Genomic DNA, 23,428 nt, shown 5'->3' with positions numbered 1-23,428 from the left:
AGCCAGGAATCAGGTGAAACCGTTGCACTGCCGACTAATCGGCAGTGCGGCGGAGGATGTCAGGACCCTTCGTAAGCGTCCGGGGGCGTCAGGACCCTGCTACAGCCTCGGCGGTCCGGCCCACCCGGCCGAGCACGTAGTCGGCGATCGGGTCGTAGAGTTCCGGCGCGAGGCCGTCGTCGAGCGGCACGGCCACCCGCACCACCCCCTCGGACTCCCCCACGAACAGCGCCGGGTCGTTGCAGTCGGCGAAGCCGATCGCGTCCGCGCCCGCCTGGGCGGCCCCGCCGCACCAGCCGTGGTCGGCCACCACGAGGTCCGGCAGCGACCGGCCGGCCTCGGCCAGGGCGGCGAAGGTGGCCCGGATCGGGCGCGGAGAGTGGGTGTGCACCGCCTCGTCGCCGTCCTCGAGCACGGCCACGTCCCCGCCGCGGTAGCCGATGGTCAGCCATCGGGTCCCGTACCGGGTCGGCGCGTCGTACCCCCAGCCCGCGCCGGCGTGCAGGATCCGGCAGCCGTACCCGCGCAGCGCGTCGGCGAAGCGCTGGTAGATCCGGGCCAGGCTGCCCGGGTGGCCGGTGGCCAGCAGCACCGTCTCGCGCCGCAGCGCCGCCTCGGCGAGCCGGTCGGCGTAGCGCTCGAGCGCGTCGAGCACCCGCTCCGGATCGATGGTGTCGACGCCTGAGCGGTAGGCCGGATCCGGCTCGACCCCGACCCGCTCGGCCATCAGCTCCAGCACCGACCGGGCGCTCCACCCGGGCGACGGGTCGAGCCCGAGCAGGTAGTGCGGGTCGCGGTCGGCCATCAGCCGGTAGTGCAGCAGGTTGTTCTCCCGCGGCGTGGCCACCAGGCCCGCGATCCGGCCCTCCGTCAGATGCCGGACCAGGTCGGCGCGGTCCAAGGGGTCCATGCTCACGAGGGTAACCGCCGGGCCCGGGCCAGGGCGGGATCGGCGGGCGGGCGCGGGAGGCGGGCCGCGCGCGTCACACCGCGCCGGTGCGCCGCTCGTCGAAGCCGTAGGCGAACACGAACATCAGGGCCGCGAGGGTGGCCGGGATCAGCCAGCCCGGGCGGTAGGGCATCCTGGCCTGCCACAGGCTGGTCAGCAGCGGCGCGCCGAGCAGGAAGCCGAGGTAGTTGAAGACGTTGAGCCGGGCCACCGCGATCCCGGTCTCGTGCGGGTCGAGCCGTCCGGCCGCGGCGAAGGTGAGCGGGGCCATGACCGAGATCCCCAGGCCCACGACGGCGAATCCGGCCAGCGCGGCCCACGCGTCCGGCGCGACGCACACCAGCAGGAAGCCGAGCACCGCGCACACCGCCGCGACCCGGGCGATCAGCACCCCGCCGAACCGGTCGGTGAGCCTGTCGCCGGAGAAGCGCCCGATCATCAGCGGCACGGAGTAGACGGCGTAGACGGCGGTGTACTGCCAGCCGTGCGCCATCAGCTCCTTCTCCATGTACACCCCGCCCGCGCTCGAGACGGTGGAGTCGCCGAGGTAGGCCAGTGTGATCACGACGCAGATGGCCGCCATCGGCTTCCACGGGATCTTGATCGTCTTGGCCTCGGCGGTCAGCGTCTCGTCGCCGATCCCGCGCAGCAGCCGCGGTCCGAAGGCCAGCAGCAGCGGCACCACCAGGATCGTCGAGGTCAGATACAGGTTGCTGTAGACCTTGCCGTCGAAGCGCGAGGTGAGCGAGGCGGCGGCCGACCCGGCGAACGCGCCGAGCGCCCAGCAGCCGTGGAAGGAGAGGATGATCGAGCGGCCGTAGCGCCGCTGCAGCGCCACCGCCTGCATGTTGGTGGTCGCGTCCACCGCGCCCACGGCCAGGCCGAAAAGTGCCAGCACCGGCAGCATGACGGCGAACGAGGGGGCGTAGCCGGCCAGCAGGATGGAGACCGGCACCAGGATCTGGGCCACCCGCAGCACCCCGGAGGAGCTGTAGCGCCCGACCAGGAACCCGGCCGCGACCGAGCCGACGCCGGCGATCACCGGCACCACGGCCAGCAGGATCGAGAGCGTGCCGTCGTCGATCCCGAGCTTGTCCTGGATGTTGGCGACTTCGCTGGTCAGCAGGGAGAAGGCGAAGCCCTGCGCGCCGAAGGAGACGTAGCCGGCCACCCGGGCCCGGCGCAGCACCGGCGTGACCGCACCGGCCGGCCTCGACGTATCCGTCTTCGCCACCTTCGACCCTCCTCGCTCGCTGGTCGCGTCAGCGTACGCACGATGGGCTACCAGGCGGAAGAGCCTTCATCCAAATGTGATCCCTGGTTCATGTTGACCTTCGTGCGGCACGCGGCGCCGGGCGGGGCTCAGTCGCCGGCGGCCAACTGCTTGGACCGGTCCCGCGCCGCCTCCAGCGCCTCGAGCAGCGCCGCGCGCACGCCGTGCCGCTCCAGCTCGCGGATGGCGGCGATGGTGGTGCCCGCGGGCGAGGTGACCGCCTCGCGCAGCTTCACCGGGTGCTCGCCGGAGTCGCGCAGCATCACGCCCGCGCCCACCGCCGACTGCACGATCAGCTCGTGCGCGGTGGCCCGGGGCAGCCCGAGCAGGATCCCGGCGTCGATCATCGCCTCGACCAGGAAGTAGAAGTACGCCGGGCCCGAGCCGGAGAGCGCGGTGACCGCGTCCTGCTGCGACTCCGGCACCCGGATCGTCTTGCCGACCGGCCGGAAGATCTCCTCGGTCCGGCGCAGGTGCTCCTCGGTGGCGTGCGGGCCCGCGGAGATCGCCGACATCGCCTCGTCCACCAGCACCGGCGTGTTCGTCATCACCCGCACCACCGGCAGGCCCTCGGCGCCGAGGCGCTGGGCGACGAAGGCGGTGGTGATGCCGGCCGCGCCGGAGACCACAAGCCGGTCGGCCGGCACGTACCCGGCCAGCTCCGCCAGCAGCGCGCCCATGTCCTGCGGCTTGGCGGTCAGGATCAGCGTGTCGGCTTGCTCGGCCGCCTCCCGGTTGGAGACCGCGGCCACGCCGTAGCGGGCGGCGAGCTCCTCGGCCCGCTCGGCCCGGCGCGTGGTCACCAGCACCTCGTGCGCCGGCTTGCCCGCCCGCAGCATGCCGGACAGGAGGGCCTCACCCATCTTGCCGGTGCCCAGCACGGCGATCCGCTGACCCATCGAAGCTCCCGTTCGTCCTGATCGACCCGACCGGGGGAGATGCTACCGACCGCCGCCGCGCGGCACCCGGCCGTCTCGGCCCGCGGCTACACCGTGATCTGCCGCGTCTCGCGCCCGTCGCCGACCCCGCCAAGCACCAGGTGCCGGCGCGCGTAGACCAGCGCCTCGAGCAGGTCGGCGTCCCTGGTCTGCTGATCCGGCGCGCGGCGGGTGTTGACCTCGAGCACGACGTTGCCCTCGAAACCGTTGCGCCCCAACAGGCCCAGCACCGCCGAGCACGGCTGCCGGCCGCGGCCCGGTACCAGGTGCTCGTCCGAGTTCGAGCCGGAGCCGTCGGCCAGGTGCAGGTGCGCCAGGCGCGAGCCCATCCGGCCGAGCATCGCCATGGTGTCCACCCGCGAGGTGGCCGAGTGCGACAGGTCCAGGGTGAAGTGCGGGTACTCCTCCTCGGTCGGGTCCCAGCCCGGCGAGTACGCCTCCACCCGCCGCTCGCCCACCAGCGGGGCGCTGGCCCGCCACGGGTACATGTTCTCCACCGCGAACCTGATGTCGGTCTCGGCCTGCATCCGCTTGAGCCCGGCCACGAACTCGTTCGCGTACTTGCCCTGCCAGACGAACGGCGGGTGCACCACGACGGTGGAGGCGCCGAGCTCCTCGGCCACCATCCGGGCCTTGACCAGCTTGCCCCACGGGTCGGTGCCCCAGACCCGCTGCAGGTTCAGCCAGAACAGGCAGGGCGCGTGCACCGCCAGGATCGGCACGCCGAGCCCGTCGCGCAGCCGCCGCAGCGAGTCGATGGACTGGCTGACCGGGTCGTTGGTCACCATCACCTCGACCCCGTCGTAGCCCAGCCGCTGCGCTGTGGCGAAGCCGGTCGCGGTGTTCTCCGGGTAGACCGAGATCGTGGAGAGCGCGACCTTGGGCACGGCGATCCGCTCCACCGCGCCGGCTCCGCTCACTGCCCATGTCACGTGTCTGAGCGTAGCTCAGGTGCGCGTCGGCGTCCGAGCCCCGGCCCGCCGCCGTCCGGCACCGTCGGGCGTCACCCGCCGCCGCCGTGGGTCAGAGCCACTCCTCCGGCAGCCCGTCCAGCCGGCGCAGGATGATCCCCTCCCGCAGCGCCCACGGCGAGATGTCCGCCACCTCGGACTCGAACAGGTCGATCGCCGCCTCGGCCACGATCGCCCCGGCCAGCAGCTGCTTGGCCCGGCCGATCGAGACCCCGGGCAGCTGGGCCCGCTCCGCGCTCGACATCCGGGCGAGCTTGCCGATCCACTCCGACAGGTCGGCCCGGAAGAGCCGGCGCGGCACGTACAGGCCCTCCGTGCTCGGCGCCGCCCCGGCTATCCTGGCCAGCTGCTTGAAGGTCTTCGAGGACGCGCACACCCGGTCCGGCCGGCCGTAGCGCACCAGGTCGCCGACCACCTTGCCGATCTCGGCCCGCACGTGCCGGCGCAGCGCCCGCACCGCGGTCTCGTCCGGCGGGTCGGTGACGAACCACTCCTTGGTCAGCCGGGCCGCGCCGAACGGCAGCGAGCGGGCGACCTCGGGCATCTCGTCGAAGCCGGAGGCCATCTCCAGCGAGCCGCCGCCGATGTCGAGCACCAGCAGCCGTCCGGCCGACCAGCCGAACCAGCGGCGCACGGCCAGGAACGTCAGCTGGGCCTCGGCCTGCCCGGGCAGCACCTTGAGCTCCACCCCGGTGCGCTCCCGGATGCCGGAGAGCACCTCCTCGCCGTTGTCCGCGTCCCGCAGGGCCGAGGTGGCGAAGGCGATCAGCTCCTGCACGCCCTTGTCCTCGGCGATCCGCAGCGCCTCGTGCACGAAGGCCTCGAGCCGCTCGCGCCCCTCGTCCACGATCCGGTTGTCCCGGTCGATCAGGTCGACCAGGTGCAGTTCCGTCTTGTGCGACGACGCGGACAGCGGGCGGGCGCCCTGGTGGGCGTCCACGACGAGCAGATGCACCGTGTTCGAGCCGACGTCCAGCACTCCCAATCGCATGCTCACGAAACTAGTGCACGAGGCCGCGAGCCGCTGGACATACCCTTGCGGATCCAGGCCGCACCCCGGCGCGCGCGTGGGTTTGGGACTCTTTGGCCGAAAGTCGCCCTATGCTCTAGGGCTGTGCCTGAAGTAGCCCTCGATTTCCCTCGCGCCTGGGTGGAGTTCGCCGACCCGGACAATTCCGAGCAGACCTTCCGTTGCGACCTGACCTGGCTGTGCTCCCGCTGGCAGTGCGTCTGGGGGTCGGGCTGCCAGGGCATCCGGCCGGGGCGGGCCGACGACGGCTGCTGCACGCTGGGCGCGCACTTCTCCGACGCGGACGACGAGAAGCGGACAAAGGAGGCGGCCAAGCGGTTGACGCCGGAGTTCTGGCAGTTCCACGCCCAGGGGAACAAGCGTGGCGGGCGCTTGACGGTGGTGGAGGCGGACGAGGACGGCGACCGCCAGACCCGGGTGGTGGAGGGCGCCTGCATCTTCCTGAACCGGCCGGGCTTCTCCGGCGGCGCGGGCTGCGCGCTGCACGCCCTGGCCCTGCGGGAGGGTCGCCACCCGCTGGAGACCAAGCCGGACGTGTGCTGGCAGCTGCCGATCCGGCGCACCTACGACTGGATCGACCGGACCGACGAGACCCGCGTGCTGCAGGTGACCATCGGCGAGTACGACCGCCGCGGCTGGGGTCCCGGCGGCCACGACCTGAACTGGTGGTGCACCGGCAACACCGAGGCACACACCGCCTTCGACCCGGTCTACGTCTCCTACCGGCCGGAGCTGACCGAGCTGATCGGCGCGACCGCCTACGACATGCTGGCCGAGTTCTGCCAGGCACACCTGGCGGCCAAGCCGCGTCCGCTGGCGATGCACCCGGCCGATCCCGAGTCCTGATCGGCGGAAGGAGCGGCATGCGGGAGGCGGGCGCCCTCGGCGACGAGGCGGAGACCGAGGCGGACGCGGCAGGCGCCGGCGCCGGTAGTACGCTGCCGAGATCCAGGACGCTCCCGGAACCCGCGCCGCACCGCGCCGCTTCCGCGCCCGGCGGCGTCCGCACCCGACGCTCCGATGGGATCGCCGCCGTGACCACCACGCTCCAGCCGCCCTCGGCCGAAGCCGCCGGCCGGGGCGGCGGGTCCGACGACGGCGGGGTACCTCGCAGGCCGCGAATAGCAGCTCGGGTCGCCGGTTTCTTCGCGCGGGAGCGGCCGTACGTCGTCGCCTGCGCGGTGCTGGTCGCCCTGCTGCTGGCCGTGATGCGGCCGATGCCGTGGGGCGACGACCTGACGCTGCACATCTCCGTGCTGCGGCGGCTGCTCGCGAACCCGCTGCACCCGGGCAATCCAGTGGTCGACGTGGGCGGCGGCAGTGCGTACTACAGCCCTTACACGGTCACACTGGCGTTGCTGGGCAAGCCTTTCGGCCTCAGCGCGATCTCGCTCTACCGCTTCGCCATGCTCGCCAACGGCCTGCTGCTGCTGTCGGGCCTCTACCGCTTCGTCCGTACCCTGACTCCGGCCGTGTGGGCGCCGCCGCTGGCGCTGATCGGTCTGCTGCTGTGGTGGGGCACGACGGCTTTCTGCTTCAGCGGCTTCCTGTCGCTGGACTCGCTGTGCGACTGCGTGGCGTATCCGTGCACGATCGGCACGGCGCTGGCGCTGCACCTGTGGGCCTGGCTCAACGGTTCCGAGCTGCGCTGGCGGCTGATGGCGGGCCTCGGCGCCCTTCTCGGCGCGCTTCTGTTGGTGCATCAGTTCACCGGACTGAGCGCATGCGTCGGCTGCGTGGCGATCCTTGCCGCGCGCCACCGCGACGTGCGCGACCGACGCGTTATCCGCGCACTGTTACTCGGCCTCGCCGTGTGCACGATCGTGATCCTGATCTGGCCGTACTACCACCTGTGGTCTGTCGGTCAGGGCCAGCTGCACCTGCTCGACCCGATCCATCATGTGCTCTACCAGCACATCGACACGTGGTATCTGCTGGCGTTGCCCGGCCTGCTGGCGCTCGCGCTGCGTTTGCGCCGGTCGCAGACGGACGTGCTGGTGCTGATGTTCGCCGGCATCGGCGCGGTGGTCGTGCTCGGCTGGCTGGGCGGCCACTGGTCCTTCGGCCGCAGCTGGCCGATGCTGATGTTCACCGTACAGGTGGCCCTCGCCGTGCACGTCGCGGAGCTGCCGCGCGGCGGCCGGCTGCGGTTCGCGTGGGGCGTGCCGGTGGCCCTGGCGACCGCTCTGGGCCTGTGGGCGCAGTCCGGGACGCTGCTGCTCGTGCTGCCGGCTCCGCTGAACACGGACGTCGCCGACGTGATAGGCGCGCATCCCGGCGTCGAGGCGATCCCGCACGAGGACTGGCTCGAGCACTACCTCAAGCCGACCGACGTGGCGCTAGCGGACGTGCAGCTGTCGCAGATGGAGATCGCGGCGCACGGCGCGTACAACGTGTCGAGCCCGTGGTACCTGCCGGAGCTCAGCGAGGCCGAGGACGACGTCCGTGCCGACGCCATGAAGACGATGCTCAGCGCGAACACCGCCCCGGCCGAGCGCGCGGCGTTGCTGACCCGCTATCACGTCGGCTGGGTGCTGCTGATCGCCGACGAAACTCTGCCGGCCGGGTTCCCGGCCGAGCAGGTGGCCAAGGGCGGCATCTTCGTGCTCTACCGGGTGGCCGCGTGACGTGAGGCCGTCCGCGACGGCGCCGGCCTGCGGATCCTCGTGGACGAGGCCGATGCGCTCGCCGTCGCACCGCCGCCGGTCTGACTCGGTGTCGCGGAATCGCCGGCTGCCGCCGTGGTGGACGAAGCCGGCGGCGCGCTGGGCGTCGACGGTGTCGTGCTCGCAGTGGAGGACGGCGACGTGGGGGCGGAGGACGGAGAGCTGCTGCTGGGGGCGACCGTCGGCGTGCTCGATGCGGACGCGGATGCGGGCGCGGATGCAGACGCCGCTGCGGACGACGCTGCGGACGACGGCGGGGCCGCGACCCCTCCGTGCACCGTGACGAGGATTCCGCCGGGCTGGAAGGTGATGTGCGCGACCCACTGCCCGCTCGGCGCGGCCGAGGTGGCCGTGGCCGTGACGGCGAGGCTCGCTCCCGGCGCGAGCGTGCCCGAGCGCTGACTGAGCGTCAGCCAGGACACGTCCGGCGAGGCCGACCACTTCAGCGGCGTGGTCCCGGCGTTGCGCAGCAGGATCTGCACGCTATACGGGTCGCCGTCGCGCTGGTTCACCGAGACGAAGAACCCGCCCGAGGCCGCGACGGTCGGCGAGCTCACGGCGGCCGAGGAACCCGTGCCGAGCGGCGAGCCGAGCCCGGTGGCTTGCGCCGCGGCGCCCCCGCCGGCCGTGGTGACGGTCACCGACAGCCGGTCCTGGGTCGGCTGCCGGCCCGCCGGGGTCTGCGCGCCGCCGACGACCTCGTTGGGCTGCGTGTTCTCGAGGGCGATGGTCTTCGCCTGCGGGTCCCCGCCGCTGCCGAGCAGCGCCGCGGCGGTGGCCGCGACGGCGCCGATCGCCCCGAGCGCCATGGCCGAGACGACGGCCTGGCGCATGGGCCTGGCCTTGTGCCGCGCCCGCGCACCGGCGGGCCGGCTGTTGCCGCGCGCGTAGCGCGGCAGCCGGCTCACCTCGGCCGCGGACGCGGCGTCACCGGGCACGGGTTGCGCGGGCCTCGAGGCGGACGAGGCCGGCGCGGACGACGCGGTCTGCGGCCGGGGCGGGCGCGGCGGCAGCGGCGTGCGCGTGGCGAAGCGCCCGGACGGGGTCTGGATGAACTCGGCCGCCGGCTCGGGCCGCCACAGCGAATCCTCCGCGGCCGCCGCTGCCGCGGCGATCTGCGGGGGCAGGACGCGCTCGGCCCAGCTGCCGCGGGCACGAAAGAGGTCTTCCGCCTCGGGCACGCGCGGAGGCACCCGCAGGACCGGGCGCTCGGTGCGCGCCGTCGGCCGGACGGCACTCGTCGGGCTCGGGGAGTTCGCGGCGGCCGGCCCGCTCGACGCGGTCGCGGCGCTGCGCGCGGCTTCCGGCTTGGCCTGCTGCTCGCTCCGGGCCGCCTCCGGCGCGGCGGCGGGACGAGCGGCGCCGGTCGGCACGCCCGCACCGCCCGCACGCGGGGTCCGGTGCAGGCGTGCCGACGCCTGCCGCCGTCGAGGCGGGCGCGCCGACCCGCCGCCCGTCCCCGCGGCGGCCGTCGTGGAGTTCTGCGAAAGGTCTACGCGGGCCGGGAAGCCCTCGGACCCGAACGACCCGCAGCGTCGGCCGAGCGCGATCAGATCCACGCCCGCCGTCTGCGCCGCGTCCGCGTCGGCGAGCTCGCCGAGCAGCAGATCCCGCAGCGCGCGCGGTGCGGCGACGAATGGCAGGATCGTCGGCGCGGACGGCGTGCCGATGACCGTGTGCAGGTAGTGCTGGCAGCGCGAGCAGCGGTCCACGTGCTCGGTCAGCGGGGCACGCAGCGTCGCGTTGAGCTTGCCGCTCCAGCCGAAGGTGAGCTCGGCGAGCTGGGCGCAGTTGTCCCGCCCGGACCCGGCCACGGCTGCCGCGGCCAGCGACCGCTCGAGCTCCCGCCAGGCGTCCGCCAGCAACCCGAACCCGCGGGTGGAGGCCAGGCCGGCCGCCCCCTCGCGCAGGCCGAGGACGAGCGCGAGCCCGCGGCTGTCGAGCCCGTGCCGGATGGTCAGCTCGAGCACCTCGCGGTGCGCCGGCGCCAGCCCTTCGGCTTCGGACCAGGCCAGGGAGTGGAACTCGGCCCGGCGCAGATTGCCCTCGAGCTGCAGCAGCGAAGCGCCCACGCCCGAGTCGCCGAGTCCGTCCGCCTTCGGCCGCAGCCGCCCGGAGACCGGCGTCGGCGCGTCGCCCTCCCCGGCGCGCAGCCGGCACTCCCGGCGCAGCAGCGCGTAGAGCCACGGCTGGATCTGCTCGGGCTGCTGGAGGGTGGTGTGGTTGCGGTCCGCCGCGGCGAAGGCGCAGTAGAGGGCGTCGGCAGCGGCGTCGTGGTCGCGCAGGTACCAGAGCGCGTAGGTGTGCAGTCCGTCGGCGTAGGCGTCGTAGGCGGCGGCGCGCCCCCACCCGTCGCCCGCCGTCCCGCCGAGCACGCCGCCGCGGAGGGCACGCCCCCCACCAGTAGTGTCAGCGTTCACCCGACCGACGCTAGGCGGAGGCGTGTGCATACGGGTACGTATTAACCGGCTATCACCCGCATGAGTGACCGGGGCCGCGGTGACGCCTCATCAGTTCGGGTGAAAGACCCGATGGAGGCGTCACCTCCGGCTTTTCCCCTATGTTCGGCAAATACGACTCACGGAGGTGACGCGGATGCGCTCCCTGAGGTACTCGGCGAAGCACTCGCCGAAGCCGAAGCGCTGCTCGATGACGGCGGCGCAGCAGGCGTACTCGTAGAGTGGGATGGCTTCGGAGTGGTCGGTTTCTGGCTCGGCGAAGTCTGCTTGACCGGCGGAGGCGAGCTCTGCTGCGTGCCCGGGTTCTGGTTCTGGTTCCCGGTCCCCGCCGCCGAGGTGGACGCGCTCGCGGACGGCGAGAGAGACGCGCTGGCACTGGCGCTGGCGCTGTCACTCGCGCCCGCCGACGCCGAGGCATCCGTGCTCTGCACACCCGCCGTCGCGCTGCTGGTCGTCGTGACCGTGTCCGCCGTAGCGGCCGGAGCGCTTCCGTGGGTCATCCACATGAAGACGCCCACACCGCAGACCACCGCTCCCACGATGACCGCGGGCATGATCCACTTGCGGCCGTTCGAGACCTTCGCGCTGCCGCCGGTCGGGAAGCCGGCCTCGTCGAAGCGGCCGGCGCGATCGGCGATCTGCTCGGCGAAGGCCGAGCCGGCCGGGTCGCGCAGCGCCTCGAGCACCCGGGAGCGCACGCCGGGCGGCATGAACGAGTGCGGCAGCTCCTCGAACAGGCGCAGCGGACGGCGGTTGCGCACCGCGTCGCCGCAGATGGCGCACCGCTCGACGTGGCGGCTCGCGGCCTGCAGCCAGTGCGTCACGCCCTTGCCGTCGATCTCGTCGAAGCGGCGGCCGAAGTCCGAGGCGTCGGGGCACTTCGGGTCGCCGGTGCGCGCGGCCAGCACCACCAGCAGCGCGGTCTCGAGATCGCCCTGGGCCTGCGTCACCCGGCTGGAGATCTGCGCCTCGCTCTGGCCGAGCACCAGCGCCAGGTCGGCGTCCACCAGGCGGTGCCGGAAGGCCAGGTCGAGCAGCTCGCGGTTCTCCGGCTCGAGCATCGAGTAGCAGTCCAGCGCGAGCCGGGCCAGCCGGTCGCCGCGGGCCGCGCCGGCGGCGTCGGCCGGGGCGTCGTCGCTCACCCCGACCCGGACGCACTCGTTGCGGGCGAGCGCGTAGAGCCAGGCGCCGAACTCCTCCGGGTCGGCCAGTCCGCGGACCCGGTTGACCGCCACGATGAAAGTGTCCCGAAGCGCGTCCGCGGACAGCTTCGGGTCGGCGAGCAGCTCATGGCAGTACGCGTATAGCCTCGTGCCGTATATGTCGTAGACCTGCCCGGCGGCAAGCCGGTCCCCCGCCCGCAGGGCGGCTACCAAATCCCGGTCGCTCACGGCACAGGACGCTAGGCCATCGGGAGTTTGGAAATCCACTGAGCGGTACGAACTGTTACGACCCTTCGCCGCGAAGATCCGCAAATGCCGGAAAAATTCGGCCTCGCCCCGCCACGTGCCGGGCCGTCCGGCGCCGTGTCGGCGGCTGCCGCTACCGTGTCGGCCATGGCCAACTCGACCAAATCCGCCCGTCCCGGCTACCGCTGCGCGGAATGCGGGGCCACCACGGTCAAATGGCTCGGCCGCTGCCCGGAGTGCCAGGCCTGGGGCACCTTGGAGGAGCTCGGCGTGCCCAAGCCGCGCACCGTCAAGGCCGGCCCGGTCAGCGCCCCCGCGCGTCCGATCGCGCAGGTGGACGCGACCATGGCCAAGGCCCGGCCGACCGGCGTGGACGAGCTCGACCGGGTGCTCGGCGGCGGCCTGGTGCCGGGCGCGGTGGTGCTGCTGGCCGGGGAGCCCGGCGTCGGCAAGTCCACGCTACTGCTCGAGGTGGCCGCCGCGTACGCCGCGCGCGGGCGGCCCGGCTCGGCCCGCCCGGCCCTCGTGATCACCGGCGAGGAGTCGACGGCCCAGGTGCGGGTGCGCGCGGACCGGATCGGCGCGCTGCACGAGGAGCTGTACCTGGCCGCGGAGACGGATCTGGCCGCCGTCCTCGGCCAGATCGAGACGGTCGACCCGGGCCTGCTGATCCTGGACTCGGTCCAGACGGTCGCCTCGGCCGAGGTGGACGGCGTGGCCGGCGGCATCACCCAGGTACGCGAGGTGTGCGCCGCGCTGATCCGGGTGGCCAAGGAGCGGGACCTGGCCACCATCCTGGTCGGGCACGTCACCAAGGACGGCAACATCGCCGGCCCGCGCGTGCTCGAGCACCTGGTGGACGTGGTGCTGCAGTTCGAGGGCGACCGCCACTCCACCCTGCGGATCGTGCGGGCGGTCAAGAACCGCTACGGCCCGACCGACGAGATCGGCTGCTTCGAGATGCGCGAGTCCGGCATCAAGGGCCTGCCCGACCCGTCAGGGCTCTTCCTCTCCCAGCGCAGCGAGGCGGTGCCGGGCACCTGCGTCACCGTCACGCTCGAGGGCCGCCGGCCGCTGGTGTGCGAGGTGCAGGCGCTGGTGGCGCCCTCGCCGCTGCCGCAGCCGCGCCGGGCCAATTCCGGCCTCGACGGCTCGCGGGTCTCGATGGTGATGGCCGTGCTGGAACGCCGCGGCCGGGTGCCGCTGGCCAAGAACGACGTGTTCGCCGCGACCGTGGGCGGGGTGCGGCTGGTGGATCCGGCGGCGGATTTGGCCGTGGCACTGGCCATGACCACGGCCGCGATCGACGCGCCGCTGCCGCCGACGGTGGCCGCGTTCGGCGAGCTGGGCCTGGCCGGCGAGGTGCGGCCGGTCTCCGGTCTCGGCCGCCGACTGTCCGAGGCGGCCCGGCTCGGCTTCCGCATCGGCCTGGTGCCGCGGCCGGCGCCGGGCGGCGAGGCGCCCAAGGCCCCGGAGGGGATGCGGGTGATCGAGGTCTCCGACATCGCCGACGCGCTCGTGGCCCTGCACGACCTGACCGCTCCGGCGGACGGGGCGCCGAGGGGGCGCGCAGCGGACTCCGGCCCGCGGAATCAGATGATCAGCCGGTAGAATCCACACAGGATCACCGATTCTCGCGGCACCTATCCGCACAAAAGCCCGAAAGCGACGGAGCGTCGAGCATGGCAGCCAACGACCCCGCGGGCCAGGACTCGCAGCGCATGACGCTGGCGGCACTGGCCCCCGGCACCGCGCTGCGCGAGGGCCTTGAGCGCATTCTGCGCGGGCGCACCGGAGCGCTGATCGTGCTCGGCTTCGACAAGATGGTGGAGTCGATCTGCACCGGCGGGTTCGTGCTGGACGTGGAGTTCTCGGCCACCCGGGTGCGCGAGCTGTCGAAGATGGACGGCGCGGTCGTGCTCACCAAGGACGGCTCCCGGATCCTGCGCGCCGGGGTGCAGCTGGTGCCGGACCCGGCGATCGCCACGGTGGAGACCGGAACCCGGCACCGTACGGCCGAACGGGTGAATAAGCAGACCGGGTACCCGGTGGTCTCGGTCAGCCAGTCGATGCAGCTGATCGCGCTCTACCACCAGGGCCGGCGCACCGTGCTGGAGGACTCCGGCACCATCCTGTCCAAGGCCAATCAGGCCCTGGCCACGCTCGAGCGCTACAAACTGCGCCTCGACGAGGTGGCCGGCACGCTCTCCGCGCTGGAGATCGAGGACCTGGTCACCGTCCGCGACGTCGCTCAGGTGGCGCAGCGGCTGGAGATGGTGCGGCGGATCGCGGTCGAGATCGAGGGCTACGTGGTCCAGCTCGGCGTGGACGGCCGGCTGCTCGAGCTGCAGCTCGACGAGCTGGTCGCGGGCGTGGACACGGACCGCGAGCTCGTCGCCCGGGACTACCTGATCGAGCGCAGCGGCCGCAAGTCGCGCACCGTGCCGGAGACCCTCGCCGACCTCGACGCGCTCGACCGCACCGAACTGCTGGAGCTCACCGCCGTGGCCCGCGCGCTGGGCTTCTCCGGCAGCGCCGAGTCCCTGGACTCCGCCGCCTCGCCGCGCGGCTTCCGGCTGCTGGCCAAGGTGCCGCGGCTGCCCAACACCGTCATCGACCGGCTGGTCGAGCACTTCGGCGGGCTGCAGAAGCTGCTGGCCGCCTCCGTGGCCGATCTGCAGGCGGTCGAAGGCGTCGGCGAGACCCGCGCCCGCACCGTGCGCGAGGGCCTGTCCCGGCTGGCCGAGTCCTCGATCCTCGAGCGCTACGTCTGATTCCGGTCGGCTGGTTCCGCCTGCTGATTCCGGTCGGCTGATCCAGGCCGGCTGGTTCCGGTCGGCCGATTCCGCTCTGCTCGCCGGGATCAGGCGAGCACGAACGAGACGGGCGTGGCCGAGACGCCGTCCACCGACACGCTCACCGTGTAACTGCCCGGCGGGACCGTCGGCAGCTTCGAGACCGGGCACGTCTGCCCCTGCGACTCCCAGCGCTTCCACTGCACCGGGAACGTCTGCGAGTCGGACGGGCCGAGCACGCGCAGATCGCCGGCGCCGGAACAGGTCGCCGAACTCCACTTCGGCGTACTCGAACCCTGAGCCGCGACCGTGATCACGAGCGAGCGCCCGGAGACGTCGACGGTGCAGTTGGCCGAGCCGGAGTCGGTGCCGGTGATCTTGAAGGTCGGGAACGTACCCGCCGGGTAGGTGACCGGCCCCGAGGCCGAGGTGCGGTCCAGCGCGAGGGTCAGCGTCAGTGCGCAGCCGCTGCCTCCGCCGCCGCCCGTGCCACCCGCGGCGCCGCCGACCGAACCGGCCGCGGCCGAGCCCGTCGCGCCGGCGGTTCCGGTCGCGCCGCCGGCCGCACCGTTGGACCCGCCATTGCCTCCGCCGGGGCCGCCGCCCGGATAAGAACCCTCGGGCGGGCCGGACTGCGTCTCGCCCGGGGCCGGGGTGATCACGGCGCCGCCGCTCGGGGTCGCGCTGGACTGTGCCCCTATGGCGCCGGACGTGCTCTGCGGGTTGCCGGAGGTTCCGCTGCAGGCATAGGCGATCAACAGGATGATGAAGAGCGGGACTCCGAGCACCACGAGACGCCGCCGCCAGTAAACAGAAGAAGGCAGCGGACCCACCGGGTTGCGGAAGGTACCCACGGGACGTCACCTTAAGGCATCGAGGACACACTACGAAGGATTGTTCAGCCAGCGTGTTCGACAATGGGACAATGTGGTCATGTCCGTGATCGAACTCACTGTCGGATGGTACCGGCAGAACCAGCGGGACCTGCCGTGGCGTCGGCCCGAAGCAGGTGCCTGGGGCGTGTTGGTCAGTGAATTCATGCTGCAGCAGACCCCGGTCTCGCGCGTCCTGCCGGTATACGAGGTCTGGCTCACCCGCTGGCCCGAGCCGGGCGACCTGGCCGCGGAGGCGAGCGGTGAGGCCGTGCGCGCCTGGGGGCGGCTCGGCTACCCGCGCCGCGCGCTGAGGCTGCACGGGGCCGCGACCGCGATCGCGCAGCGGCACGGCGGCGTCGTTCCGTCGGACTACGACGAACTACGGGCTCTGCCGGGCATCGGCGACTACACCGCGGCGGCGGTCGCCTCCTTCGCCTACGGCCGCAGGCACGCCGTCCTCGACACGAACGTGCGCCGGGTGCTGGCCCGCGCGTACTCCGGCGCCCAGTACCCGGCCACCGCGGTCAGCGCCGCCGAGCGCGAACTGGCCCGGCGGATACTGCCCGAGCAGGCCTCCGACGCCGCGGCCTGGGCGGCGGCCTCGATGGAGCTCGGCGCGCTGGTCTGCACCGCGAAGACCCCGCGATGCGAGCAGTGCCCGGTCGCCGAGCTGTGCAAATGGCGCGACTCCGGCTACCCCGAGCACGTCGGCCCGGCCCGTCGCGGCCAGACGTACACCGGCACCGACCGCCAGTGCCGCGGCGCGCTGCTCGCCGTACTCCGCGCGGCGCACGCCCCGGTGGAGGCGGACGCGCTGTTCACGGCCTGGCCCGACGAAGCCCAGCGCGGGCGCGCTCTGCAGGGCCTGATCGCCGACGGTCTGGCCGTGCGCACCGCGGACAACCAGTACCGGCTGCCTTAGCCATTTCGAGCGAGAGCAGCCGTGATCTCCCGGTAGCCTTGTCACTGTGACTCTCCGCCTTTATGACACCGCCACGCGCAGCGTTCGCGACTTCGTGCCCCTCACCCCGGGCAAGGTCTCGATCTACGGCTGCGGGCTGACTGTCCAGGGCGCGCCCCACATCGGGCACATCCGTTTCGGTGTCGCATTCGACGTGCTCGCGCGCTGGCTCACCTACCGCGGGTTCGAAGTCACCTACTGCCGCAACGTCACCGACATCGACGACAAGATCCTCAGGAAGGCCGCGGAGCAGGAGGTCGAGTACTGGCGGGTGGCCAGCAGGTACGAGCGGGAGGCCACCAAGGCCTACACCCTGCTCGGCTGCCTCCCGCCGAGCGTCGAGCCGCGCGCCACCGGCCACATCCCCGAGATGATCGCGATGACCGCGGACCTGATCGAACGCGGTCACGCCTACGCCGCCGGCGGCGACGTCTACTACGACGTGCGCTCGTTCCCCGAGTACGGCGCCCTGTCCAACCAGCGCCTCGGCGACATGCTCAGCGCCGACGACGCCGACCCGAAGAACGCCAAGCGGGACCCGCGCGACTTCACCCTGTGGAAGGGCGCGAAGCCGGGCGAGCCGTTCTGGGACAGCCCCTGGGGCCCGGGCCGGCCCGGCTGGCACCTCGAGTGCTCGGCGATGACGCACAAGTACCTCGGCACCGCCTTCGACATCCACGGCGGCGGCCTCGACCTGATCTTCCCGCACCACGAGAACGAGATCGCCCAGTCCAAGGGCGTCGGCGACGCGTTCGCCCAGTACTGGCTGCACAACGCCTGGGTGACGGTCAAGAACCTGAAGATGGGCAAGTCGCTCGGCAACGCGCTGCTCGTCGAAGAGGTGGCCAAGCGGCACCGGCCGGTCGTGCTGCGCTACTACCTGGTCAATCCGCACTACCGCTCCATGATCGAATACTCTGAGGAGGCGATCGAGGAGGCGGGCACGGCGTACGCTCGGATCGAGCAGTTCCTCACCCGCGCGGTGGAGCTGGCCGGCCCGGTCGCGGCGAACGACCAGGTGCTGGACGCGTTCGCCGAGGCCATGGACGACGACCTCGGCGTCCCGCAGGCGATAGCGGTGCTGCACCAGACCGTGCGAGCCGGGAATGTCGCGCTCGCCGACGGGGACAAGGAGACCGTCGCCGCGCGGCTGGCCGAGACGCTGGCGATGCTGCGCGTGCTCGGCCTCGACCCGTTCAGCGAGCCGTGGGCCGGCGAGGCCGACCAGGACGACGCGGCCGAGCTGCGCGAGACGATCGGCAAGCTGGTCGCCGTCGCGCTCGAGCAGCGGCAGGCGGCGCGCGCCCGCAAGGACTTCACGGCGGCCGACGAGATCCGGGCCTCGCTCGGCGCGGCCGGCGTGCAGATCGAGGACACCCCGGCCGGGCCGCGGTGGACCCTCACCTGATCAGACCATCCGAAAACGGAACACGAATAACAGAAAGGCCGCTGACATGGCAGGCGGTAAGGGCGGCGGCCTCGGTGGACGCGGCAACAAGGCAGGATCCTCGCGCAAGGGCGCGATGAAGGGCTCGGGCGGGCAGCGCAAGCAGGGCCTCGAGGGCAAGGGCCCGACGCCGAAGGCGGTGGACCGGGCCAAGCACCCCGCGGCCAAGCGGGCCGCCTCGGCGACCCGCCGCGCCCAGGGCACCGGCAGCGGTGGCCGCGGCCCCGCCCGCCCGAAGGTCCCGTACAAGGCGAACCGGCAGATCAGCGAGCTGATCGCGGGCCGCAACTCGGTGGTCGAGGCGCTGCGCGCGCAGATCCCGGCGACCACGCTGTACGTCGCCGCGATGATCGACATCGACGACCGGGTGCGCGAGTCGATCACCCTGGCCACCCAGCGCGGCCTGCCCGTGCTCGAGGTCTCCCGCCAGGAGGTGGACCGGCTCACCGACGGCGCCATCCACCAGGGCGTCGCGCTGCAGATCCCGCAGTACTCCTACGCGCACCCGGACGACCTGCTGCGGCAGGCCGAGGACGCCGCCGAGACCCCGCTGATCGTCGCCCTCGACGGCGTCACCGACCCGCGCAACCTCGGCGCCGTGATCCGTTCCGCCGCCGCGTTCGGCGCGCAGGGCGTCGTCATCCCGGAGCGTCGCAGCGCCGGAATGACCGCCGGTGCGTGGAAGACCTCCGCCGGTGCCGCCGCGCGCGTCCCGGTGGCCCAGGCCGGAAACCTGACCCGGACGCTCGAGTCGTACCAGAAGCAGGGCCTGGTCGTGGTCGGCCTGGCCGCGAACGGCACGGTGGACCTGGCCGACCTGGAGGCCGGCTCGGACCCGCTGGCGCTCGTGATCGGCTCGGAGGGCAAGGGCCTGTCCCGGCTGGTGCAGCAGACCTGCGACCTGACGGTGCGTATCCCGATCGCCGCGGCGACCGAGTCGCTCAACGCGGGCGTGGCCGCAGCCATCGCGCTCTACGAGGTGGCCCAGCGCCGCCGGCGGGCCGGCCGGCTCTAGCCGCGCGGCCGCGCAGGCCCGCCGGCGATCCGCTGACGAAGCAAAGAGCGGCGCCTCCCGATCGATGACCGATCGGGAGGCGCCGCTCTTACGTCTGGCTGCGCTTAGTCGGAGATGCGCTGCCCGGTCGTGGTCGAGAAGACGTGCGTCTCGCCCGCCTTCGGCACCACGTACAGGTCCTCGCCCTTGGCCGGAGTGTTGCGCGCGTCCACGCGGACGATGACGTCGACGTCCTTGCCGTTGGCCTTGGCGGTGCCGTAGGCGAACGCGTCGGCGCCGAGCTCTTCCACGACGTTGACCTGGACCTTGACGCCGCGGGAACCGTCGGCGACGAGGTCGAAGGACTCCGGCCGCACACCCACGGTGACCGTGCCGCCCTCGGCCCGGCCCAGGACCGCGCGGTCCACCGGGACGATGGCGCCGTCGAAGTCCACGCCGCCGTCGACGATCGGGGCCTCGATCAGGTTCATCGCCGGGGAGCCGATGAATCCGGCCACGAAGACGTTGGCCGGCCGCTCGTACATGTGGCGCGGGGTGTCGCACTGCTGCAGCAGGCCGTCCTTGAGCACCGCGACGCGGTCGCCCATGGTCATGGCCTCGACCTGGTCGTGCGTGACGTAGACGGTGGTGATGCCCAGACGGCGCTGGAGCGAGGCGATCTGCGTACGGGTCTGCACACGCAGCTTCGCGTCGAGGTTCGACAGCGGCTCGTCCATGAGGAAGACCTTGGGCTCACGCACGATGGCGCGGCCCATCGCGACGCGCTGGCGCTGACCGCCGGACAGGGCCTTCGGCTTGCGGCCGAGGTACTCGCTCAGCTCGAGGAGCTTCGCGGCCTCTTCGACCTTGGTGCGGATCTCCGCCTTCGGCACGCCCGCGATCTTGAGCGCGAAGCCCATGTTGTCGGCCACGGTCATGTGCGGGTAGAGCGCGTAGTTCTGGAAGACCATCGCGATGTCGCGGTCCTTCGGCGGCAGGTTCGTCACGTCCCGCTCGCCGATGCGGATCTCGCCGGAGGTGACCTCCTCGAGGCCCGCGAGCATGCGCAGGGAGGTGGACTTGCCGCATCCGGACGGGCCGACGAGCACGAGGAACTCGCCGTCCTGGATGTCGAGGTTGAGCTGATCGACAGCCGGGCGCTCGGCGCCCGGGTAGATGCACGATGCAGCTTCGTAGATAACACCAGCCATGGTGGGATACACCCTTTCAACCGGCAGGAACGTGCCGGACGATCCGAGTTGGAAGGCCATGGCCCCGCCCGAGCAGTCGCACACAGCGGTTGAGCAGACAGGACCTCGTCCGACCGTATAGTCTTACGATCCTTTTGCCAAGAGCCCCAGCCCTCCCAACTCCCCAATCCGCTGTCCCCCACCCGCCCCGCCCGGTACCATGGCAGCGTCCGGCAGCGGCGCCCCACGTCGCCCGGCACCGGCCGGCGTGGCGCAATTGGCAGCGCACCTGTCTTGTAAACAGGTGGTTGGGGGTTCGAGTCCCCCCGTCGGCTCCCAACGAGAATCACCGGAGATCTCAGGTCAGTCGGCGGAGTACACCGCCGAGGACGAGTCGAGCAGCGCATGTATCGGCAGAGGGAAGGCCGAGGTGGCCCGAAGATGACCGCTACCCGGCTCACCGCGGACACCCGCACGGAGTTCTTCGCACGATTCGGCGGGTTCGAGGACGGTGTCATCACCGGAGTCCGGCTGCACCTGCCACGCAGGCCTGCCGCCGACCGGACCGCGACCTTCGAGTACTCCAAGCAGTACGTCATCGGGGACTGGTGCGAATACGAGGTTCTCGACGGCCCCTTCATCTGAACGCCGGTGGGTATGGCCTGTTCTGTTCGATTTTGCGCCGAGCTCGCATCGGAGTGGTTGCGCATACCGCTGGCGTGGCAGTGACAGGGTTGCCATCATGCTGACATGACCAGATGGATGCGGGCGCAGTCGCTGCCGATTTTCTTTGCCGTCAACGTGGTCGTTGTATACGTGGCAGGTCTCGTGGGGATCTTTCTCTCAGTGCTGACGTTTCACGACCACGTGATGAAGTCCCTTCTCCTGCACATGTGCGTATATGTTCCGTTGATGGCGGCAGCGGTCACCCTCGGCGAGAGGTCCCGGCGTCGTCGCGTGACTCACCACGCTGACGCCGTAACGGCAAGGCAGCGCGGGTAGGCGCTGCGGTCGGTGAACCCGGTTGCTCCGGCCGGGATGGTGAACGTGGCCACCCACCCATCAGCCTTCTTCGTCGCGGACGACCACGAGTTCTACCTCGAAGCCGTCCTCGTCCTCTAGATAGCCCGCCTCGTGTTGTTCGCCGCCCGCGTAGGGGTGGCTGTCTTGGAACATCAGCGACCAGCCGTGCTCGGGGGCTATTGCGACGAGGGCGTCGAGGGTGGCGCGGTCGCGGATGTGGAACGCGAGGTGGTTCAGGCCGGGGCGGCGGCGGTCGTGGGTTTCGGCCGTGCGGGCGGGGGATGCTTCGACGACGATGTAGGTCGCGCCTTTGCGCCAGCTTCTTCCATCCGGCCAGTCCTGGTACTGCTCGTAGCCGAGTTCGGCGAGGAGCCAGCCGAAGCCGCGGACGGCTCGGCTCAGGTCGGGGACCCAGAGCTCGACGTGATGGAGGGTGCCGTGGGCTGATGATCGATCAGTTGCTGCTGCCATGCAGCCGAGTGTCGCCCATCGCGCTGCTGCCGCACTGCGTGCTGTCGGCGACCGGGTCGCTGGTGCTGGTCGATCGCATTCCGTCGGAGCCGACGCGGCTGCGGGCGGCGGTGTGGCGGCGGCTGAAGGGGCTGGGGGCGGCGGTGCCGGCGGCGAGCACGATCGTCACCGCTTCGGCGCCTCGCGTTGAGAGACGAAGTGGGCCGATTCGGCGACGCGACGACCGGGTCAAACGCGTTCATCGCGGCGTGCCGGGGCATATAACTTCAGGTAAGGCCTCGATCCACCCCGGAACCGACCGTATGCTGATGTTCCGGCCGGGGTTTTGGCTGGGCCGGGTACCGTTCGACGGGAGAGCACATGGCCGAAACCGCGACCGGGCGGTATCGCGCGCCGGCCCAGACCGACGTCGTAGTGCTCGGCGCAGGCCACAACGGCCTCGTGACCGCGGCCTATCTGGCCAAGTTCGGACTGCGGGTGACCGTGCTCGAGCGGCTCGACCGGGTCGGCGGGGCGGCGGTGAGCGACCAGCTCTTCCCGGGGATCGAGGCGCGCCTCTCCTGCTACTCGTACCTGGTCTCGCTGATGCCGTACGCAGTCGTACGCGACCTGGAGCTCGACCTCGAGCTGCGGTCCCGGCCGGTGGCGTCCTACACCCCGGTGCTGCGCGACGGTCGGGCCGACGGCCTGCTGGTCGAGCGGCGTCCCGGCTCCGCCACGGTCGACTCGTTCCGCCGCATCACCGGCTCCGACCGGGACTGGCAGGCCTGGCAACGCTTCTACGAGCGGATCGGCAAGGCCGGACGGGTGATCGCGCCGACACTGCTCGAGCCGCTGCCGGGACGCGGAGTGCTGATGAAGGCGCTGCGCGAGGCCTGCGGCTCGGCCTTCTGGGGCGACTTCATGGAGCGGCCGCTCGGCGAGATCGTCGAGAGCACCTTCGAGCACGACGAGGTGCGCGGCGTCGTCCTGACCGACGCGCTGATCGGCACGCAGAGCTGGGCGCACGACCCGAGCCTGCGGCAGAACCGGTGCTTCCTCTACCACGTGATGGCGAGTCACTCCGGCGAGTGGCGCGTGCCGATCGGCGGCATGGGCGCGGTGACCGGCTCGCTCGAGCGGGCCGTGCTGAAGGCGGGCGCGCGGATCCGGACCGGCGCGACGGTGACCCGGGTGGAGACGGACGGCCGGATCGCGAGCGTCACCTACCGAACCGCTGAGGGCGAGCAGCAGATCGAGGCACGGTACGTCGCGGCCAACCTGGCGCCGCAGATCCTGGCCGAGCTGCTCGGCCAGCCGGCGCCGGAGTGGCCAGAGGGCAACCAGCTGAAGGTCAATCTGGTCCTCTCCCGGCTGCCCGCGCTCAAGTCCGGCATGGCGCCGGAGCAGGCGTTCGCCGGGACCTTCCACGTGGACGAGTCGGCCGACACGCTGGCGAAGGCCTATCAGGATTCGGAAGCCGGACGTCTGCCGGACCCGCTGCCGTTCGAGGCTTACTGCCACACGCTGACGGATCGCACGATCCTGAGCCCGGACGCCGCGCGCGCCGGACTGCACACGATCACCCTGTTCGGGCTGCACACCCCGGCCCGGCTGTTCCGGCAGGAAGGTGCGAAGGAGCGGGCCGTGCAGCTCGCGCTGGCCGGACTCAACCGGCATCTCGCCGAGCCGATCGAGGAGTGCCTGGCCCTCGACGCCAACGGCGAGCCGTGCATCGAGGCGCTCAGCCCGCTGGACGTGGAGGCGCAGCTGGCGATGCCCGGCGGGCACATCTTCCACGGCGATCTGGACTGGCCGTGGGCGGGCGGGCACCATCCGGCGGGCAGCTGGGGCGTGGAGACGCAGTACCCGAACATCGTGGTCTGCGGCTCGGGAGCGGTGCGCGGCGGTGCGGTGAGCGGCATCCCCGGACGCGCGGCGGCGCTGTGCCTGGCCGGGCGGATCCAGCGCAGCCAGGGCCGGGAGCTCGGGCGCTGA

General features: G+C 72.2%; 20 protein-coding genes and 1 tRNA gene. 10 read left to right on the top strand and 11 right to left on the bottom strand.

Annotated features, from left to right (window positions below; translation table 11 throughout):
- Positions 1-88: 88 nt before the first annotated feature.
- From ACTRO_RS26535 to ACTRO_RS26515, 5 genes are all read right to left on the bottom strand, one after another.
- Positions 89-910, bottom strand: coding sequence for a phosphatase (locus tag ACTRO_RS26535; RefSeq protein ID WP_034276863.1), 822 nt, complete (start codon positions 908-910; stop codon positions 89-91).
- A gap of 73 nt (positions 911-983) precedes the next feature.
- On the bottom strand, positions 984-2,183 hold the full coding sequence (locus ACTRO_RS26530; RefSeq protein ID WP_084316534.1) for an MFS transporter: 1,200 nt from the start codon (positions 2,181-2,183) through the stop codon (positions 984-986).
- Between the two features lie 128 nt (positions 2,184-2,311).
- Entirely contained in the window at positions 2,312-3,121 is an 810-nt protein-coding gene (gene proC, locus ACTRO_RS26525) for a pyrroline-5-carboxylate reductase (protein ID WP_034267321.1), read from the bottom strand.
- Between the two features lie 86 nt (positions 3,122-3,207).
- Positions 3,208-4,092: a sugar phosphate isomerase/epimerase family protein gene (locus tag ACTRO_RS26520; RefSeq protein ID WP_245594494.1), complete on the bottom strand. Its 885-nt coding sequence runs from the start codon at positions 4,090-4,092 to the stop codon at positions 3,208-3,210.
- 91 nt (positions 4,093-4,183) lie between these two features.
- Complete coding sequence (locus ACTRO_RS26515; RefSeq protein ID WP_034267318.1) at positions 4,184-5,122, bottom strand: Ppx/GppA family phosphatase; 939 nt, start codon at positions 5,120-5,122, stop codon at positions 4,184-4,186.
- A 123-nt stretch (positions 5,123-5,245) separates the two neighbouring features.
- On the opposite strand from ACTRO_RS26515, the gene ACTRO_RS26510 reads away from it, so the two are divergent.
- Positions 5,246-6,007, top strand: a complete 762-nt coding sequence (locus ACTRO_RS26510; RefSeq protein WP_051451432.1) for a DUF3109 family protein — start codon at positions 5,246-5,248, stop codon at positions 6,005-6,007.
- A gap of 17 nt (positions 6,008-6,024) precedes the next feature.
- Positions 6,025-7,788, top strand: a complete 1,764-nt coding sequence (locus ACTRO_RS26505; RefSeq protein WP_051451431.1) for a hypothetical protein — start codon at positions 6,025-6,027, stop codon at positions 7,786-7,788.
- On the opposite strand, the gene ACTRO_RS26500 is transcribed toward ACTRO_RS26505, so the two are convergent.
- Complete coding sequence (locus ACTRO_RS26500) at positions 7,770-10,247, bottom strand: BACON domain-containing protein (protein ID WP_157436459.1); 2,478 nt, start codon at positions 10,245-10,247, stop codon at positions 7,770-7,772. The genes ACTRO_RS26505 and ACTRO_RS26500 overlap by 19 nt on opposite strands.
- Before the next feature lie 158 nt (positions 10,248-10,405).
- Positions 10,406-11,677 carry an RNA polymerase sigma factor gene (locus ACTRO_RS26495; RefSeq protein WP_034267310.1) on the bottom strand — a complete coding sequence of 424 codons (1,272 nt, stop codon included), beginning with the start codon at positions 11,675-11,677 and terminating at the stop codon, positions 10,406-10,408.
- Between the two features lie 165 nt (positions 11,678-11,842).
- Here ACTRO_RS26495 and radA point away from each other — a divergent pair, with 165 nt between their 5' ends.
- Both radA and disA read left to right on the top strand, forming a co-directional pair.
- Positions 11,843-13,306: a DNA repair protein RadA gene (gene radA / locus ACTRO_RS26490; protein WP_051452504.1), complete on the top strand. Its 1,464-nt coding sequence runs from the start codon at positions 11,843-11,845 to the stop codon at positions 13,304-13,306.
- Between the two features lie 71 nt (positions 13,307-13,377).
- The gene (gene disA / locus ACTRO_RS26485; RefSeq protein WP_051451430.1) at positions 13,378-14,469 is read left to right on the top strand and encodes a DNA integrity scanning diadenylate cyclase DisA; all 1,092 of its coding nucleotides are present in this window, start codon (positions 13,378-13,380) and stop codon (positions 14,467-14,469) included.
- Between the two features lie 89 nt (positions 14,470-14,558).
- Here the strand turns inward: disA and ACTRO_RS43945 are convergent, their stop codons facing one another.
- On the bottom strand, positions 14,559-15,344 hold the full coding sequence (locus tag ACTRO_RS43945) for a hypothetical protein (protein WP_157436458.1): 786 nt from the start codon (positions 15,342-15,344) through the stop codon (positions 14,559-14,561).
- A gap of 79 nt (positions 15,345-15,423) precedes the next feature.
- Here ACTRO_RS43945 and ACTRO_RS26475 point away from each other — a divergent pair, with 79 nt between their 5' ends.
- The 3 genes from ACTRO_RS26475 to rlmB are packed head-to-tail and all read left to right on the top strand — an operon-like array spanning position 15,424 to position 18,788.
- Positions 15,424-16,287 carry an HhH-GPD family protein gene (locus ACTRO_RS26475; RefSeq protein WP_051451428.1) on the top strand — a complete coding sequence of 288 codons (864 nt, stop codon included), beginning with the start codon at positions 15,424-15,426 and terminating at the stop codon, positions 16,285-16,287.
- 46 nt (positions 16,288-16,333) lie between these two features.
- Positions 16,334-17,734 carry a cysteine--tRNA ligase gene (cysS, locus tag ACTRO_RS26470; RefSeq protein ID WP_034267304.1) on the top strand — a complete coding sequence of 467 codons (1,401 nt, stop codon included), beginning with the start codon at positions 16,334-16,336 and terminating at the stop codon, positions 17,732-17,734.
- A gap of 46 nt (positions 17,735-17,780) precedes the next feature.
- Positions 17,781-18,788 (top strand): 23S rRNA (guanosine(2251)-2'-O)-methyltransferase RlmB, encoded by a 1,008-nt coding sequence (gene rlmB / locus ACTRO_RS26465; protein ID WP_034267301.1) that lies wholly within the window; start codon positions 17,781-17,783, stop codon positions 18,786-18,788.
- A 104-nt stretch (positions 18,789-18,892) separates the two neighbouring features.
- Here the strand turns inward: rlmB and ACTRO_RS26460 are convergent, their stop codons facing one another.
- Positions 18,893-19,978 carry an ABC transporter ATP-binding protein gene (locus tag ACTRO_RS26460; RefSeq protein WP_034267298.1) on the bottom strand — a complete coding sequence of 362 codons (1,086 nt, stop codon included), beginning with the start codon at positions 19,976-19,978 and terminating at the stop codon, positions 18,893-18,895.
- A gap of 241 nt (positions 19,979-20,219) precedes the next feature.
- Between ACTRO_RS26460 and ACTRO_RS26455 the strand changes: the two genes are divergently transcribed.
- Positions 20,220-20,292 (top strand) — tRNA-Thr (locus ACTRO_RS26455).
- 106 nt (positions 20,293-20,398) lie between these two features.
- The gene (locus ACTRO_RS26450) at positions 20,399-20,602 is read left to right on the top strand and encodes a hypothetical protein (protein ID WP_034267295.1); all 204 of its coding nucleotides are present in this window, start codon (positions 20,399-20,401) and stop codon (positions 20,600-20,602) included.
- A gap of 417 nt (positions 20,603-21,019) precedes the next feature.
- Here ACTRO_RS26450 and ACTRO_RS26440 read toward each other — a convergent pair whose 3' ends face one another.
- Both ACTRO_RS26440 and ACTRO_RS26435 read right to left on the bottom strand, forming a co-directional pair.
- Positions 21,020-21,451 (bottom strand): VOC family protein, encoded by a 432-nt coding sequence (locus ACTRO_RS26440; protein WP_034267289.1) that lies wholly within the window; start codon positions 21,449-21,451, stop codon positions 21,020-21,022.
- Positions 21,435-21,620 carry a hypothetical protein gene (locus ACTRO_RS26435; RefSeq protein WP_034267286.1) on the bottom strand — a complete coding sequence of 62 codons (186 nt, stop codon included), beginning with the start codon at positions 21,618-21,620 and terminating at the stop codon, positions 21,435-21,437. The genes ACTRO_RS26440 and ACTRO_RS26435 overlap by 17 nt, the downstream gene beginning before the upstream one ends.
- Before the next feature lie 191 nt (positions 21,621-21,811).
- Between ACTRO_RS26435 and ACTRO_RS26430 the strand changes: the two genes are divergently transcribed.
- Complete coding sequence (locus ACTRO_RS26430; RefSeq protein ID WP_051451427.1) at positions 21,812-23,428, top strand: phytoene desaturase family protein; 1,617 nt, start codon at positions 21,812-21,814, stop codon at positions 23,426-23,428.

It is taken from the genome of Actinospica robiniae DSM 44927 (assembly GCF_000504285.1).
Taxonomy (GTDB): Bacteria; Actinomycetota; Actinomycetes; order Streptomycetales; family Catenulisporaceae; genus Actinospica; species Actinospica robiniae.
Note: the sequence above shows the minus strand (reverse complement) of the source record. Positions and strands in the feature narration are given on the sequence as shown.